The 16,026-nt window shown below is 42.7% G+C and carries 14 protein-coding genes; 11 read left to right on the forward strand and 3 right to left on the reverse strand.

Going from position 1 to position 16,026, the window contains the following annotated elements; translation table 11 throughout:
* Positions 1-220 precede the first annotated feature (220 nt).
* From treY to ACFE93_RS28350, 4 genes are all read left to right on the forward strand, one after another.
* Complete coding sequence (gene treY, locus ACFE93_RS28335) at positions 221-3,013, forward strand: malto-oligosyltrehalose synthase (protein ID WP_375478412.1); 2,793 nt, start codon at positions 221-223, stop codon at positions 3,011-3,013.
* Between the two features lie 305 nt (positions 3,014-3,318).
* Complete coding sequence (locus ACFE93_RS28340) at positions 3,319-4,860, forward strand: trehalase family glycosidase (protein WP_375478414.1); 1,542 nt, start codon at positions 3,319-3,321, stop codon at positions 4,858-4,860.
* A gap of 76 nt (positions 4,861-4,936) precedes the next feature.
* Positions 4,937-5,221 carry a BrnT family toxin gene (locus tag ACFE93_RS28345; RefSeq protein WP_375478437.1) on the forward strand — a complete coding sequence of 95 codons (285 nt, stop codon included), beginning with the start codon at positions 4,937-4,939 and terminating at the stop codon, positions 5,219-5,221.
* Positions 5,196-5,447 (forward strand): BrnA antitoxin family protein, encoded by a 252-nt coding sequence (locus tag ACFE93_RS28350; RefSeq protein ID WP_375478416.1) that lies wholly within the window; start codon positions 5,196-5,198, stop codon positions 5,445-5,447. The genes ACFE93_RS28345 and ACFE93_RS28350 overlap by 26 nt, the downstream gene beginning before the upstream one ends.
* A gap of 119 nt (positions 5,448-5,566) precedes the next feature.
* Here ACFE93_RS28350 and ACFE93_RS28355 read toward each other — a convergent pair whose 3' ends face one another.
* Both ACFE93_RS28355 and ACFE93_RS28360 read right to left on the reverse strand, forming a co-directional pair.
* Positions 5,567-6,253: a hypothetical protein gene (locus ACFE93_RS28355; RefSeq protein ID WP_375478418.1), complete on the reverse strand. Its 687-nt coding sequence runs from the start codon at positions 6,251-6,253 to the stop codon at positions 5,567-5,569.
* 651 nt (positions 6,254-6,904) lie between these two features.
* Entirely contained in the window at positions 6,905-7,057 is a 153-nt protein-coding gene (locus ACFE93_RS28360) for a hypothetical protein (protein ID WP_334816158.1), read from the reverse strand.
* A 452-nt stretch (positions 7,058-7,509) separates the two neighbouring features.
* Here ACFE93_RS28360 and ACFE93_RS28365 point away from each other — a divergent pair, with 452 nt between their 5' ends.
* From ACFE93_RS28365 to ACFE93_RS28395, 7 genes are all read left to right on the forward strand, one after another.
* Positions 7,510-8,922, forward strand: a complete 1,413-nt coding sequence (locus ACFE93_RS28365; RefSeq protein WP_375478420.1) for a nicotinate phosphoribosyltransferase — start codon at positions 7,510-7,512, stop codon at positions 8,920-8,922.
* Positions 8,923-9,009: 87 nt separating this feature from the next.
* On the forward strand, positions 9,010-9,609 hold the full coding sequence (locus ACFE93_RS28370) for a nicotinate-nucleotide adenylyltransferase (protein WP_375478422.1): 600 nt from the start codon (positions 9,010-9,012) through the stop codon (positions 9,607-9,609).
* On the forward strand, positions 9,570-10,316 hold the full coding sequence (locus tag ACFE93_RS28375; RefSeq protein WP_012411955.1) for an NUDIX domain-containing protein: 747 nt from the start codon (positions 9,570-9,572) through the stop codon (positions 10,314-10,316). Before ACFE93_RS28370 ends, ACFE93_RS28375 begins: the two co-directional genes overlap by 40 nt.
* An 86-nt stretch (positions 10,317-10,402) precedes the next feature.
* Entirely contained in the window at positions 10,403-12,121 is a 1,719-nt protein-coding gene (locus tag ACFE93_RS28380; protein WP_375478439.1) for an NAD+ synthase, read from the forward strand.
* 317 nt (positions 12,122-12,438) lie between these two features.
* Positions 12,439-12,657 (forward strand): hypothetical protein, encoded by a 219-nt coding sequence (locus ACFE93_RS28385; RefSeq protein ID WP_375478424.1) that lies wholly within the window; start codon positions 12,439-12,441, stop codon positions 12,655-12,657.
* Positions 12,650-13,066: a retroviral-like aspartic protease gene (locus ACFE93_RS28390; protein ID WP_375478426.1), complete on the forward strand. Its 417-nt coding sequence runs from the start codon at positions 12,650-12,652 to the stop codon at positions 13,064-13,066. Before ACFE93_RS28385 ends, ACFE93_RS28390 begins: the two co-directional genes overlap by 8 nt.
* A 44-nt stretch (positions 13,067-13,110) precedes the next feature.
* Positions 13,111-13,359: a hypothetical protein gene (locus ACFE93_RS28395; RefSeq protein ID WP_375478428.1), complete on the forward strand. Its 249-nt coding sequence runs from the start codon at positions 13,111-13,113 to the stop codon at positions 13,357-13,359.
* Between the two features lie 84 nt (positions 13,360-13,443).
* Here ACFE93_RS28395 and ACFE93_RS28400 read toward each other — a convergent pair.
* A partial coding sequence (locus ACFE93_RS28400; RefSeq protein WP_375478430.1) for a COR domain-containing protein occupies positions 13,444-16,026 on the reverse strand: 2,583 nt, incomplete at its 5' end.

Below are 16,026 nucleotides of genomic sequence, written 5' to 3' on the forward strand. Positions count from 1 at the left end.
CTCAACGTTCGAGTAAAAAGGCTCAACGTTCGAGCAAAAAGGCTCAAACTCCTTCATCTCTCAAAACATTTCAGATAAGATCCCCCCGCCTGCGGCGACCCCCTTAAAAAGGGGGTAAAGATTCGGAAAAAGCCCCCCTTTTTAAGGGGGGTTGGGGGATCTTCGAGAGACAAACATGTTAACCGAACCGTATCGCCCCATCTCTCATTAGAACAAACTCATGCGAATTCCTACCGCCACTTATCGAATTCAGTTTACACCTCAGTTTGGCTTTGACAACGCTAAAGCGATCGCAGCTTATCTAGCAGATTTGGGTATTTCTGATTTATATGCCTCCCCCATTTTCAAGGCACGATCCGGGAGTACACACGGCTACGATATAGTAGATGCCACTCAACTTAACCCAGAATTGGGAACTAATGAGTCCTTTGATGCATTAGTTGATGAAATCCAATCCCTTGGTATGGGCTGGTTACAAGATATTGTGCCCAACCACATGGCCTATAGTAGCGAAAACGATTACTTGATGGACATATTGGAACACGGCCCAGATTCCAGCTATACCGACTACTTCGACCTTTCTTGGAATGCTCCCTTTGGCGATCGCCAAGAGCGAATTCTCGCGCCGCTACTGGGAGATTTCTATGGTACATCCCTGGAAAACAGACACATTCAACTGCAATACGAACAGAACGGTTTAACTGTTAACTATTACAGCTTGAAATTGCCACTTCGCTTAGAATCTTACACAAAATTTATCACCTATAATTTAGGGAAACTCACCCGGACACTGGGACGCAATCACCCTGATTTTATTAAGCTATTGGGGATTCTCTACATTCTCAAAAATGTGCCTTCAGAGGTGGCGGGTAAACAGCGACAAGACCAGATTGCATTTATTAAAGGATTAGTTTGGGAACTCTACACCACAAACGATGCCATCCACGAGTTTATTGACGAAAATATCGAAACTTTCAATGGAGAAGCGGGTAATTCCGAAAGCTTTAATCTCCTAGATGAATTACTAAAAGACCAGTTTTACCGTCTTGCTTTTTGGAAGGTTGGCGCGGAGGAAATGAATTACCGCCGTTTCTTTACTGTCAACGAACTGATTTCCGTTAAAGTTGAAGAAGCGCGGGTTTTTAATAATACTCATAGCCTCATTCAAAAGCTGGTTGAAGAAGGCAAGTTTACAGGTTTACGCATCGATCATATTGATGGACTTTATAACCCAATCCAGTATCTCGAAAGGCTGCGGGAAAAAATAGGTGATGTTTATATCACTGTTGAGAAGATTTTAGAACTCACCGAAGAACTACCGGAAAATTGGGGAATTGAAGGAACATCTGGATATGACTTTCTCAACTATGTAAATGGCGTATTTTGTCAAACAGAAAATCAATCGCAGTTCGATAAAATATACCAGAACTTTATCGGTTCTAGAGCAGATTATGCCTCAGTAGTCAAGGATAAAAAGCACCTGATCCTAGAAAAGAATTTAGCAGGTGATATTGACAGTTTGGCTCTTTTATTAAAAAATATCTCCAGCAAATATCGCTATGGCAATGATTTTACGCTGAATGGATTAAAAAGAGCGATCGCTGAAGTTTTGACACTGTTCCCGATTTACCGTACTTACATTACGCCCGATGGAATTGGAGATAGCGATCGCGCTACCATTCAAGAAGTAATTCGCCAAGCCAAAGAACAAACACCCCTGTTGCAGCACGAACTGACCTTTATTGAAAAGTTAATGCTGCTAGAGTTTGATAATTCTCTGACTCAAACAGAACGCGAACAATGGATATATTTTGTCTTGCGAATGCAGCAATACAGCGGCCCGCTAATGGCAAAAGGCGTCGAAGACACCACATTATATGTTTATAATCGCTTGCTGTCGTTGAATGAAGTCGGGGGTAATCCCGGTCATTTTGGGATTCCAGTCAGCAAATTTCATGCCTTTAATAAACAGCACCAAGCAACCTGGCCCCACACCATGAACACCACCGCCACCCACGACACCAAACGCGGCGAAGATGTGCGGGCCAGATTGAATGTCCTTTCAGAAATCCCCGATGAGTGGGATCAGCAGGTAAATACTTGGAGTGCCATTAATCGAGGACATCGTAGCGATCGCCACGGCTTCGCTATCCCCGATCGCAACGATGAGTATTTTCTCTATCAAACCCTGGTAGGGGCGTTTCCTTTTGCCGAACACGAACATGCATCCTTCGTGGAACGGGTGAAGGATTATATAATAAAGGCAATACGAGAAGCAAAAGTGCATACAGCCTGGTTACGACCTGATAGCGAGTATGAAGAAGCTTGCACTTCTTTTATTGAGAAAGTACTCGATCCTTCCATCTCCGGGGAATTTCTACAAGCCTTTCGTCCCTTTCAACAGCGAATTGCAGACTATGGCATATTCAATTCCCTTTCCCAAACTCTACTGAAGATTACCGCACCCGGCGTACCCGACTTATACCAGGGAACGGAACTTTGGGAACTGAGTCTAGTCGATCCAGACAATCGCCGTCCCGTGGATTTTGAACAGCGACGTACTTACTTAAGCGCCATCCGCGAACAGGCAAAAACAGACGTTCTCGGACTAATTCAGGAGTTACTGAACGACAAAACAGACGGCAGAATCAAACTGTTTTTAACGGCTCAATTACTTCAAGCTAGAACAAACTATGTCTCATTATTCCAGGATGGCGACTATCTGCCGTTAGAAGTACAGGGAACCTACGCCAATCACATTATCGCCTTTGCGCGGCGGGAGGGGAATCAAACAGCGATCGCGATCGCGCCACGCTTTTTAACTAGCCTCATCCAGCCTGGAGACAATCCTTTGGGCGAGTCAGTTTGGCAAGATACGCATCTGCAATTACCCTCTGGAACTTCTCAGTCCTGGAAAAACGTTCTAACTCAGCAATCTTTAAAGGCTACAGAAACCCTATCTATCGCAGCAGCCCTCGCTCATTTTCCAGTTGCGTTGTTAGTCAGTGATTAAGGGGTATTGGGCAAAAGAGGCAGAGGGATAGAAGGGTAGAGGGGAGCAGAGGGGCAGAGGGGAAAGACTTACTGCTCCCCTGCTCCCCATTTAGCCGGATGAAGGTGATATGTAGATTGAATTTTCTTCACTTATTCCTTTAAAATTCTGAAAATTCTGAGTACCGATCTCAAAGTTGCGAGTTCTGAGCTAGTAATGAAATAGGAGTTGCAGTCTGATCCAGACTCACCTTGATAGAGCTACTTCCTGTTTTTAGTCCTTAGTCTCTATTCCCCAGCCTCCCATTTTGAATTTTGAGATGAATTATGACTACTCCAACTCCAGCTTACACCGACACTCCACCAGCACTTACCACCGCGCAGATTGACGCCGTGCGCCTCCACATTAAAAAAACGTGGAAAACCTTAACGCGATCGCACAAACACTTATTACAATCTGCAAGGGATACCAAACTAGAGCACAAAAAAGATGCTTGTTGGATTGTCTACATTTCCCCCTTAGAAGATTCTCCCAAGATTAGAAGTGTGTTGGAGCGATCGCTATCTCCCAAGGATATGGAATGCCTGGAAATTCGCACTTTGCCAAGTGAAGTAGAGGCGATTAAAGATCACGGATTGTTGTACCTACCAGGGCCTTATGTCGTACCAGGTGGTCGTTTTAATGAAATGTATGGCTGGGACAGCTACTTTATATTACTGGGACTTTTGCACGATGGGGAATTAGAACTAGCGCAAAGCCAAGTAGAGCAACTGCTGTACCAGGTGCAGAATTACGGCATCATCCTCAATTCCAACCGGACTTATATGCTGTCGCGATCGCAGCCTCCTGTCCTCAGCATGATGGTTTTGGCATTATTTGAGCACACCCAAGATGAGGAATGGTTGAGGTCAATCGTACCGCTCCTAGAACAGTTTTACTATTACTGGGTAGTACCGCCCCATTTGAATGCTGCAACCGGCTTATCTAGATTTTATGCCTTTGGGGAAGGCCCCGCGCCAGAAGTTGTGTTCTCTGAGCGGGATGAGCAGGGGAAAAGCCACTACGATCGCGTCAAGGAGTACTATAAAACTTTTGAAGTTGAGGATTATGACGTTAGTCTTTATTACAACCAGGAAACTGACCAACTGACCAACCTATTTTACAAAAGCGATCGCACCATGCGCGAGTCTGGTTTTGATATCACCAACCGATTTGGCCCTTTCAGTGCTGATATCCTCCACTACGCTCCTGTGTGCCTCAACAGTTTGCTGTATCAGGTTGAACTTGACATGGCGCAAATTAAGCATATTCTGGGGAACGAACAATTGGAACAAAAATGGAGCAATCGCGCAGATATCCGCCGCGATCGGATCGATCAATTTCTCTGGGATGAAGAACAAGGATTATATTTCGACTACCACTTCCAGAGTGGAAAACGCCGCCGCTACGAATTTGCTACCACGTTCTATCCTCTCTGGCTGGGAATTGCTTCACCAACTCAAGCCAAACGCGTCGTCAAAAATCTCTCTTTGTTTGAAGCCCCAGGTGGAATTTTTACCAGTACTCGTGTCACCGGCAACCAGTGGGATGCCCCCTTTGGCTGGGCACCACTGACGTTAATTGCCGTCCAGGGACTTCACCGCTATGGGTTTCACGCAGAGGGCGATCGCATTGCCAACAAGTTCCTGGCTATGGTAGTTAAAGAATTCGAGCGTCACAATACCCTAGTTGAGAAATATGATGTTGAGCGCTGTTCAGCCAATGTTTCCGACGAAATCTGCTTTGGATATAGTTCTAACGAAGTTGGCTTCGGCTGGACAAATGGAGCGATTCTGGAACTCTTAGCAATCGCAGAGAAAAAAGTTTAAATAAAAAGGCGTGAGTTTTCCTCATGCCTTTATCTAATTTATTACACTTGACTCTATATGAATTATGTATAGTTGAATTAAATTTGAATGGGATAAAAATAAAAACCAACAAAATATCCAGAAACATGGAATTAGTTTTGAAGAAGCTACAGAAATATTTGACGGTGTTGTTTTCACTTCAATTGATGAACGGTACGACTATGAAGAAATTCGAGAAATTAGTATTGGCTCAATCCAAGGTATTGTAATTATTCCTGTCGCCCATACAGACAGAAACAGTAAAATTCGATTAATCTCTGCCCGAAAAGCCACCCCCAAAGAGAAGAAAACCTACTATGAGTATCTCGCCCAATCGACTTAAAGAACTCGAAAATATCCCTGATACAGCGATTGATACTTCAGATATTCCTGAATTAGATCAGCAATTCTGGGAAAAAGCTAAAATAGTAAAACCTGTTAGCCAAGAAGCCACATTAATTCAACTAGATCGAGATATTCTAGATTGGTTTAAAAGCAAAGGAAAAGGCTACGAATCTCTAATTAACTCCGCTCTCCGCTCTTATATTGAGCAGAATTCATCGCTATAACACCTTACTGGCTCGTACCAAATCATCAGGAATAATCACAATGGTTCAATCAGCCCCAAAAGTTCTAACCGTTGATGAATTTATTAGCCATTACGGCGAGTGCGATCGCTATGAACTCATTACGGATTGTTGAGCGAGGAGTCAGATGTCGCTCGACGAAGCCAAGTGACAACTGGAAGTCCCAGCAAAAAAAATAGAGAACTATTTGGCTCAGGAACTGAAGTAGTGGAAATGGGTGTCACGTTAATATTATCAAGCCCCATAGGATTAGAGCAACACGGTGCTGCCGGGTTAGTTAGAGAGATTGTCAGGCTGTCGATCAAGTAATTCGAGTTCGAGTTGACCACAGTTTTAAAATCACCATAAGTGTTTGGAACCGTACCTTCAAAAGAAAATACCGCCGTTGAATTCAATAATCCCGTTATTACATAAGGGATTGGAGTTACACTGGAGTAAAGATCGACCGAGTTGAATTTAAACGTGGAGTCATCATTTGTAATTTGAATTGTTGCAGCCAGAGGGTTTTGACCAGCCTCATTCGTAAACTCTATGAAGGGAGCCGGATTACCGTATGAGTCAATTGCAACCCAAGGGCCAGAAACTGCCGAAGTTGTAAAACCAGATTCAGTATAGGTTGATAGCGTTCCTACAGATGCTTTCCCAAACGTAATCGTCGTAGCAGATGCCGTTTGATGTACTCCGAGCAGCAGTCCAAGTAAAGTAACCAAGTGTGCAGCAGGAGCTATCGGTACCAAAAATTTAAAAGTCAAGGCAAAATCACTTTTCCAAAAATAAATCTTATTCATTTTTCCCTCTAAATATGAAAATAAATAAAATTAATGCAACTAACGGTACAACAAATCTTTACGGCTGGGCGATCTGTCATTGAGTGAAATGGTATAAGATGCGATCGCTTTGAGTAGTTTGCCAACTTAAAATTGCTCTGACTTTTAACAGTGTCTGGAAAACCTCACTTCCATTCCTCTCCCCTAAAAAGAGAGGCTTTGAAATTTTCCTCCTTCCCACGTCGGGAAAGGTGGGCAAAATTGAAGAATAATTCAGAAGTCAGAATTCAGGAGTCAGCAATCTTTCAGTCAGGGATTCAGACCGACGCAGGTCTTGTTGACCACTAAATTTTCAATGTTTAGGGGGTGCAAAAACGCCGATTATTCATCCGCTTTTTCGTACAGAATACCCAACTGAATTCTGACGACTGACGCATGTATTCTATTCGATAAATTAAACTATGTTAGGCAATGTAAAACTAATAAAATTGGTTTGTAGTAAGCGGCTCCAGCTATATTTTCAGAGCTAGAGCCGCTTACTATAAATTTTAAACCTTTAATTATTCACGCCTACTTACTTAGAACTCCAGTTTGATTAATGAAACCTTTTTACGATCAAAGCCTTGCTGGACAAAGATTTTAGTCTCAGTATGCTTATCATTATTCAATAATTTACCAAGTATCGGCTGTACGCTTATCGTAAGGCTCACCTGTAAAAGGTTGTACGCCAATAGTAGGATAAGCATCATCTGTAGGGCCAAAAATCCGCATTGCAGCTTCAGAAATATACTGGGTTATGTTCGCAATGATTTGGGAGATAGCCATAATATTAGACTCCTTTTTTCGAGTCGCTTTAATTGTGCTACCTATACTCTAATACTGATATTCAAAGCTGGCTCTAGTTCTCAATATATTGAGAATATATGCAATATTTATTCAGATAACTTCGCAATACTTTAGCTTCTCAGAAAAACAAACTTTTACCTTTAGATTCTAATTGTAACATACTTGTTTCTCCAACCCCAGTTGGGAAAAGAGGCTGGCAAACAAACTTTCTCTGACAGGATATTGTTGCCCTTCATTAGCCGCTTTGTCAGATCAACATTATTGCTAGCTTTTACTATTAACAAATATTAAATATTCTATGAAGCTAGGATTATTTTATCTGTAAACCTACTGTTATACAGGAATATCTGAAATATAGGTGCTGAGAGTTGACATTATTTATGGTAAATATTACTATAAATAAAAGAAGCATCTTGTAAGGAAGCTCTTGCATGACAACTTTGCCAGATTTGGACTATGTATATAAGCAAAGCCAGCAGAACCAGGAACTGAACCTTTCTGCCGATGACTACAGCTTGCTGACCGACCTTTACCAGTTGACGATGGCAGCTTGTTACACAGGCGAAGGTATAGAACAACGACGGGCAAGCTTTGAATTGTCTGTCAGACGATTGCCAGAGGGTTTTGGTTATTTAATTGCAATGGGGCTGACGCAGGTATTGGAATATTTAGCCAAAATCCGCTTTAGTTCTTCGCAAATTGCGGCATTACAGGCAACGGGAATTTTTGCTCACGCAGGCGATCGCTTTTGGTCACTTTTAGCTGAGGGAAAATTTACGGGTGATGTTTGGGCAGTACCAGAAGGGACGGCTGTGTTTGCCAACCAACCACTGTTGCGGGTGGAAGCACCCCTTTGGCAAGCGCAACTAGTGGAAACTTATCTCCTGAATACGATTAATTACCAGACTTTGATTGCCACAAAAGCAGCCCGATTGCGGGATCTAGCGGGGGAGTCAGCAACACTTTTAGAATTTGGCACAAGACGAGCATTTAGTCCGCAAGGGTCTTTGTGGGCGGCGCGGGCAGCCTTAGCGGGTGGGTTAGATTCCACTTCTAATGTGTTAGCAGCGCTACAACTGGGACAAAAGCCAAGTGGTACGATGGCACACGCCTTGGTGATGGCATTGTCAGCAATAGAAGGCACTGAAGAACAAGCTTTTAGTGCATTTCATCGATATTTTCCGGGTGCGCCGTTGCTGATTGATACTTACGATACCGTTGCTGCTGCCCAACGCTTGGCCGAAAAAGTAAATTCCGGGGAAATGCAATTAACAGGAGTGAGATTGGACTCAGGAGATTTAGTTACCTTATCAAAACAGGTGCGATCGCTCCTTCCCGGTGTACCAATTTTTGCCAGTGGCGACATAGACGAGTGGGAAATTGCCAGATTAAAAGCTGCTGGGGCTGAGATTGATGGTTACGGACTGGGAACACGACTAGTTACAGGTTCGCCTGTAAATGGAGTTTATAAACTTGTAGACATTGATGGCATCCCAGTCATGAAGCAATCGAGTGGTAAGGTTACTTATCCAGGGCGCAAGCAAATTTTTCGCTCGTTTACGGGAGGTAAGGTAAAAGCAGACAGATTAGGACTCTTAGGTGAAAGTCCTTTGAACGAAGAAGCTTTGTTGCAGTTGGTAGTACAAGAAGGTCAACGGGTGCAACCGTTAGAGTCGTTGGCAACAATTCGTCAACGTACTGCCGCCTCAGTTGCCAGTTTGCCACAACAGACACGGCGTTTAGATCGTCCTGTCTCGGTACAAGTAGAAATTTCTGAGGGGTTACAGGTGTTGACTGAGGAGACTAAGAAACGAACCGCAGAGGCACAGAGAACACAGAGGTAAAATTACTCTTTCAGTATGTCTTAATTACGAATTACGAATTACGTTAGCGCAGCGTTAGCGAGTCCTCGAGGGTCATTACGAATTATTATGAGAGTTGCTTTGTTTGGAACTAGTGCCGATCCTCCAACTGCGGGACATCAAAAAATTCTGAGTTGGTTATCTGAGCGTTATGATTGGGTAGCAGTTTGGGCAGCAGATAATCCATTTAAGTCCCATCAAACACCCTTAGAACATCGGGCGGCAATGTTGCGACTGTTGATTGCGGATATAGACGCGCCACGGCACAATATTGCTTTGGAACAAGAATTAAGTAGCTTCAGAACACTGGAAACAGTGGAAAAAGCGAAGCTTATTTGGGGTGAGGATGCTGAATTGACGTTAATTATTGGTTCAGATTTACTGAGTCAGCTACCACGTTGGTATCGCATTGAAGATTTGTTACAGGAAGTGCAACTACTGATTGTACCGCGACCGGGATATGCAATAGATGAGTCTAGTTCAGAGGTAGTGCAAAAGCTGGGAGGGAAGATTGCGATCGCTAGTCTGACCGGTCTAGATGTTTCCTCAACAGCGTACCGCGAACATGGAGATCCCCAAGCCCTCACAGCCCCTGTAGTTGCCTATATTAATCAAGAGCATTTGTACGAATGCCAGGACGTTCACAAAAAAAGATACCAACTCCGTTAAACCAACAACCTTTGGCCGATTTCAAGGTTGGTGTTGATAATGTAATTTTTTCTGTAGATACTGTACAAAATCGGCTGTTAGTTCTACTAGTAATGCGACAGCAAGAACCATTTTTAAATCATTGGAGTCTTCCTGGTACTTTGGTACGTCCAGGAGAGTCTTTAGAAGATGCCGCCTATCGCATTATGGCAGAGAAAATTAAGGTCAACAATCTCTATTTAGAACAACTGTATACATTTGGCGGGCCGAATCGCGATCCACGGGAAGCAACTGATAGTTATGGTGTGCGTTATTTATCAGTTAGTTACTTTGCCCTAGTGCGATTTGAAGAAGCCGAATTAATTGCCGATCGCATGACTGGCATTGCTTGGTATCCGGTAAAACAAGTGCCGCAATTAGCTTTTGACCATAACGAAATTCTGGCTTATGGACACAGGCGGTTACGAAATAAATTAGAGTATAGCCCAGTGGCTTTTGAAGTCTTGCCAGAAATGTTCACCTTGAATGATTTATATCAGTTATACGCCACAGTTTTAGGTGATAACTTTTCCGATTATTCTAATTTTCGAGCGCGTCTACTCAAGTTAGGTTTTTTATGCGATACCGGAATTAAGGTATCACGGGGTGCTGGACGTCCGGCTAGTTTGTATAAGTTTGACGCCGAAGCTTTTGCTCCCTTAAAAGATAAACCTTTAGTGTTTATTTAATCAATTGTTACCTAAAGTCCAGAATCAGTTATTTGAGCATTTACCAATGACTCTTGACAAATGACCAATGACAAATGGCAAAAAAAATGAAAATCGCGATCGCTCAAATTAATCCGACAATTGGTGATTTGCTTTTAAATGCCCAAAAAATCCTGGAAGCGGCACAACAAGCAGCATCTAGCGGTGCGCGTTTGTTGTTGACACCAGAACTTTCTTTGTGTGGCTATCCACCAAGAGATTTATTACTAAATCCTAGTTTTGTGGAAGCGATGGGCATCACTTTACAAAACTTGGCTCAGGATTTACCACCAAATTTAGCTGTGTTGGTAGGAACTGTTGAACCGAATGTTAAAGCACATATTAGTGGTGGTAAAACCTTATTTAACAGCATTGCTTTGTTAGAAAATGGCAAGGTTAAGCAAGTTTTTCACAAGCGACTTTTGCCTACTTATGATGTATTTGATGAACGTCGCTATTTTGAAGAAGGCTTGCAAGCTAATTATTTCACTCTCGACAATATCCATATTGGCGTAACTATTTGCGAAGATTTATGGAACGATGAGGAATTTTGGGGCAAACGTAGTTATACAGTAAATCCGATTGCTGACTTAGCAATTTTGGGTGTAGATTTGACTGTAAATTTGTCTGCTTCGCCCTACACGGCTGGTAAGCAGCAGTTCCGCGAAATCATGCTCAGGCATAGTGCAATACGTTTTCAACAACCGATGATTTACGCTAATCAGATTGGGGGAAATGATGACCTAATTTTTGATGGGCGTAGTTTTGCCTTAAATCGTCAAGGTGAAATTATATCTCGTGCCCGTGGTTTTGACACCGATTTATTAGTAGTAGAATTTGACGAGGTGGAACGTGATTTGCAGTTGGGTTCTGTAGCACCTGTCTATGAATCGGAAGATGAAGAAATTTGGCAAGCGTTGGTTTTGGGAGTGCAAGATTACGCTCGTAAGTGTCGCTTTTCTAAAGTAGTGTTGGGTTTAAGTGGCGGGATTGACTCTGCAATAGTAGCTGCGATCGCCACAGCTGCACTTGGTAAAGAAAATGTCCTCGGTGTTCTCATGCCTTCCCCTTACAGTTCTGAGCATTCCATCAGTGATGCTGTGGCATTAGCCGAAAATTTGGGGATTAAGACTAATCTTTTACCAATTTGCGAGTTAATGCAAGGCTTTGATCGCACTTTAGATGATTTATTTGCGGGTACGGAGTTTGGACTGGCTGAAGAGAATATCCAATCTCGGATTCGCGGTAATTTATTAATGGCGATCGCTAATAAATTTGGCTATCTGCTTTTATCTACTGGTAACAAGTCAGAAATGGCAGTTGGTTACTGTACACTCTACGGGGATATGAATGGCGGGTTAGCAGTGATTGCAGATGTACCTAAAACCCGTGTGTATTCACTTTGCCAATGGTTAAATCGCGATTGTGAAATCATTCCGCAAAACGTCTTGACTAAAGCACCCAGCGCTGAACTCAAACCAGGTCAAGTGGATCAAGACTCTCTACCGCCTTACGAAATTTTGGACGATATTTTGCAACGCCTGATTCACAATCACCAATCAGCAGCGCAAATTGTTGCAGCCGGTCACGATGCGGTGATTGTAGACAGAGTAATCCAAATGGTGGCGCGGGCTGAATTTAAACGGCGACAAGCACCGCCAGGATTGAAAATCACCGATCGCGCCTTTGGAACCGGTTGGCGAATGCCAATTGCTAGTAACTGGGTTGGTGTCAAAAAGGCTTACCAGACTAAAACCACAGCTACACCTAACCTTAGTTTGTTGTGATGGACAAGATGCTCATCCGCAAATCAAGTAATTAGTTATCAAACCTCTCCCTGCTTTGAACTTTTATTAAAGTCTGTCCTTCTCCGATGCGGAGAGGGATAGGTTTTGCATAGTAAAATCTTTTTTATAGATAGTAGTTGTAAAAATATAGCGGTTCTCGTTTGAATGCAATACAGTTTGACCTCTCTCCTAAAAGAAGAGAGGCTTTGAATCTTACTCCCCTTCCCTTATAGGGAAGGGGCTGGGGGTTAGGTCTGTATTGCACTCAACTGATAACCGCTATATAAAAAGTATTTAGTCGTTATCTTCAACTTGATATGAACGCAGCAGATTTATTCCCAACCTTGCACAAGCTATCTCGTGCAGATAAACTCAAGGTCATGCAGTTTTTAGTTCAAGAACTAGCGACTGAAGAAGAAACATTGTCGTTACAGCCAGGAGTCACTTATCATGTGTGGTCTCCCTATAATTCCCATGAAGCTGCTAATAAACTTGCTGCACTGCTAGAAGAAGACAGACAGGTAAACGATGCTTAATTCACAAAGATTTCCCTTCGTTGAAAGTCGTGATGTGTTCGGGGATATCGATGCAGTACCAATATTACCTTTGACGTTAAGCTACAAAAATTCTGTCGTCAACGTTTCAGGTTTATTGGATACTGGAGCTAGTATTAATGTTTTACCTTACAGTCTAGGTATTCAGTTAGGGGTGTCTTGGGAAAAATTAACAACCTCAGTGCAACTGGCTGGAAACCTTGCACCAGTTGAAGCAAAAGGGTTAATTCTATCTGCTCAAATAGCCAGCTTTGCACCAGTTCGATTGGTATTTGCTTGGAGTCTCACTGATGATGTGCCGTTACTTTTAGGACGCATGAATTTTTTCTTGGAATTTGATGTCTGTTTTTATCGTTCGCAGATGGCGTTTGAACTGTCTTCTAAGTCGTAGATCCGATCGCTCCACCTCAAAGCTTCACCATTCCACCTCTGAACTTGAAGATTGCACCTTTTAACACCAATTGTCGAGTTAAAAGAGCGATCGCTTCACCTTTCACCCTCGAAGTTGCACCTTTTATCCTCGAAGTTGAGCCTTTTATCCTCGAAGTTGAGCCTTTTATCCTCGAAGTTGCACCTTTTATCCTCGAAGTTGAGCCTTTTATCCTCAAAGTTGCACCTTTTATCCTCGAAGTTGAGCCTTTAACCTTGATCATTCTACTTTTGAACTTAAAGCTTGCACTTTAGAACATAAATTGTCTAGTTAAAAGGGCGTAAGTCTAGCTTGTCAAAGACATTACTCAACCTCTGAGCTTAATCAATAGGTTATTTTTACTCATCTAAACGCTGTGCGATCGCATTCAGCAATGACTCAAAGTCTGATTTGCTGTGAATATAAGGAGTGAGCGTGTTCATATCTTTTAGCAGGTTGGTGAGTTCTGCGATCGTGTTGCGAATCTCGGTGTACTGGTCAATTTCTTCACGAAATCCCTGCAAATTAGCTGCACCAACTTCTCTCATACCTTCGTCTAATGCTTTAATTTCGTCTTCCCAATACCTAATATATTTAAGTCTTGCAACAGGTTTATAAATTTGGGCATCGGCTAACACAATCGGGAAAATTCGATTATAAAATTCACCATTTTTAGCAATTTGCACTAGCTCAAACATACAATTGGGAGACTTTAAATACTTGTCACTAATAACTGCGATCGCACATTTACCGCGTCCAATCCGTTCCATAAAAGCTTTAATTAGTCCTTTGTAGCCCAAATCGCGTTTATCGCGGATGATTTTGATTCCTTTTGCCTGCAAAGTCTGATCTAGCTGATTGACAAATTGCTCACTCTCATCACCCCAAGAATAGGAGATAAAGATTTCCTTCTCGAACTCCATTACAGATTGACTATTCGTCATGGGTTTTTCTTCTTGATTGCTATTTCGTAATCGATGCGTCAATGATTCATCTCGCTTGCGCTCCAGTTCGCTTTGCAACTGTGCAACTTGGGGGTTGATTTCTCCATCTACTTTAGCGGGTTGGAACATGACATCATCGATTAATTTGCGGACATCTATCATTTCAAAGCTGTTCTCGCACTCAATCTGGTAGCGGCTAGCATTCAAGCGTTTTTTGAGTGAGTCTAGAGAATAGGAATAAGGTAGTGGCAGGTTTTTGCAAGTCTCACAGTTACACGGAACTAGGGTTTGAGGTTTCAAACGTTCGTAAGAGTTGTGGATTTTTTCTAATTCATGGGTGACAACAGCCATTAGTTCTTTTTTACGGTTTCCAGCTACACGGATTTTAATTTCCCGTTGATCGTAGTTTTCAATGACTTCTGCACGAGTTTCGTCTTTGTTGAGAACAACACCGCTTTTCCAAACGAGTTTTTGCTGTTCAATCCAAGGGTGCGTCTCGACAATAAAACGGGTGAGGATGCCTTTGGGCATGAATGTATAGGTGTAGCGCAGGATTAGGTTATTGCGATCGTCCCAGGTATAATCAGCTTTTTCAATGGAAAGCAATTGCGGCGCAATATAAATGTCACGGCGACCCGGAATTTCGTAGCAAAGCTTGAACCGCATCATTAATTGCAGGAGTTCATCTCGCATGTCTGTATATTCGCCGTCTTGCCAAATATCTTTGAGGTCGTTCTTAGTAAAACAACCCAACTTTTTCTTAACATTGTCATTGTCCAAAACTTTATAAACAGCAGTTGTACCCCATTCCGGTTTTAGTATGACATGGTGTTTCAGTGTAGAATCGTCTTGAAAGTGGAGGCAAACGCCGAGATCATGGAGATAGTTGCTCAAGCGCAGCATATCTTTACGGTCTGTTAATTTATTAAGTCGGCAAAGGGTACAGTATTCTTCAAAGCTGATGTAATTTCGGGAATCGTTCTCTAACGCTGTTCTAACCCTTACCCAGAGTTTTGGTAGAGGTGTGCCAACATGGTCAAGTTTGCTGATGTAAAGCTGAATCGCGTCTTTAATCTCTGCTAAACCGCGATTAGTATCTAAATTGGTTGCCAGTATTTTCTCCAAGTTGTCAAATTCTCCTCGTAACTGGCGCTCATTGACTTGGCAATCACGGTCTTGTTTTTCGTTTTTGATGATGAGAACTGGACTCTTGTCACTCAAAAGTTCGACAATCTTCAGCCACCAATAAAAATCGGTATTTTCTTTTCGAGTATCGGCAACTAAAGCATAAAGCGATCGCTTGCTGAGAAAAAACTGATGGGTTTGGTGGTAGATTTCCTGACCGCCAAAATCCCAGATATTGACGCGAAAATCTTTGCCATTGGGCAGTGTAAAGTGCCACTGGATCACGTCAATGCCTTCGGTTGATTCTTCATCTGGCTGAAGTTCGTAGGTTTCATCTGCAATTTTCTTGGCTAAAGAGGTTTTACCGGCTCCTCCTTCGCCAATAATTAAGAATTTTGCTTCATAGAAGAGTTCGGTTTCGGCTGGGTCTTGCACTCGGAAATAGAAATTAAGAATTTCATTCACATCACCTGGCTCTTCGGATAAATCCTTCAACCCCAAAATCTCTGGTGGAATGGGAACTGGGTTGCTACGAAGATCCAGCTTGTTCAGGTTTTGCAGTTGTCTGATTTCCGGTGGCAGACTGCTCAGTTGATTGTTGTAAAGGTTGAGCGAGCGCAGGTTTTGCAGTTGTCTGATTTCCGGTGGTAGACTGCTCAGTTGATTGTTGTAGAGGTAAAGAGTTTGCAGGTTGGTAAGCTGTCTAAATTCTGGTGGCAGACTACTCAGTTGATTGCCGCTGAGGTTTAGGGTTTGTAGGTTGGTGAGTTGGACTATTTCTGGTGGCAGACTGCTCAGTTGATTGTAGCTGAGGTTTAGGGTTTGTAGGTTGGTGAGTTGGACTATTTCTGGTGGCAGAGTGCTCAGTTGATT

Origin of the sequence: uncultured Nostoc sp., assembly GCF_964247315.1 — a bacterium.
GTDB lineage: Bacteria > Cyanobacteriota > Cyanobacteriia > Cyanobacteriales > Nostocaceae > Nostoc.

Excerpts from the sequence above, each read along its gene's own strand:
- treY (WP_375478412.1), top strand. The coding sequence starts at position 221 with ATGCGAATTCCTACCGCCACTTATCGAATTCAGTTTACACCTCAGTTT.
- ACFE93_RS28390 (WP_375478426.1), top strand. The coding sequence starts at position 12,650 with ATGCTTAATTCACAAAGATTTCCCTTCGTTGAAAGTCGTGATGTGTTC.
- ACFE93_RS28340 (WP_375478414.1), top strand. The coding sequence starts at position 3,319 with ATGACTACTCCAACTCCAGCTTACACCGACACTCCACCAGCACTTACC.
- ACFE93_RS28360 (WP_334816158.1), bottom strand. The coding sequence starts at position 7,057 with ATGGCTATCTCCCAAATCATTGCGAACATAACCCAGTATATTTCTGAA.
- ACFE93_RS28350 (WP_375478416.1), top strand. The coding sequence starts at position 5,196 with ATGAGTATCTCGCCCAATCGACTTAAAGAACTCGAAAATATCCCTGAT.
- ACFE93_RS28370 (WP_375478422.1), top strand. The coding sequence starts at position 9,010 with ATGAGAGTTGCTTTGTTTGGAACTAGTGCCGATCCTCCAACTGCGGGA.
- ACFE93_RS28380 (WP_375478439.1), top strand. The coding sequence starts at position 10,403 with ATGAAAATCGCGATCGCTCAAATTAATCCGACAATTGGTGATTTGCTT.
- ACFE93_RS28375 (WP_012411955.1), top strand. The coding sequence starts at position 9,570 with ATGCCAGGACGTTCACAAAAAAAGATACCAACTCCGTTAAACCAACAA.
- ACFE93_RS28355 (WP_375478418.1), bottom strand. The coding sequence starts at position 6,253 with ATGAATAAGATTTATTTTTGGAAAAGTGATTTTGCCTTGACTTTTAAA.
- ACFE93_RS28365 (WP_375478420.1), top strand. The coding sequence starts at position 7,510 with ATGACAACTTTGCCAGATTTGGACTATGTATATAAGCAAAGCCAGCAG.
- ACFE93_RS28385 (WP_375478424.1), top strand. The coding sequence starts at position 12,439 with ATGAACGCAGCAGATTTATTCCCAACCTTGCACAAGCTATCTCGTGCA.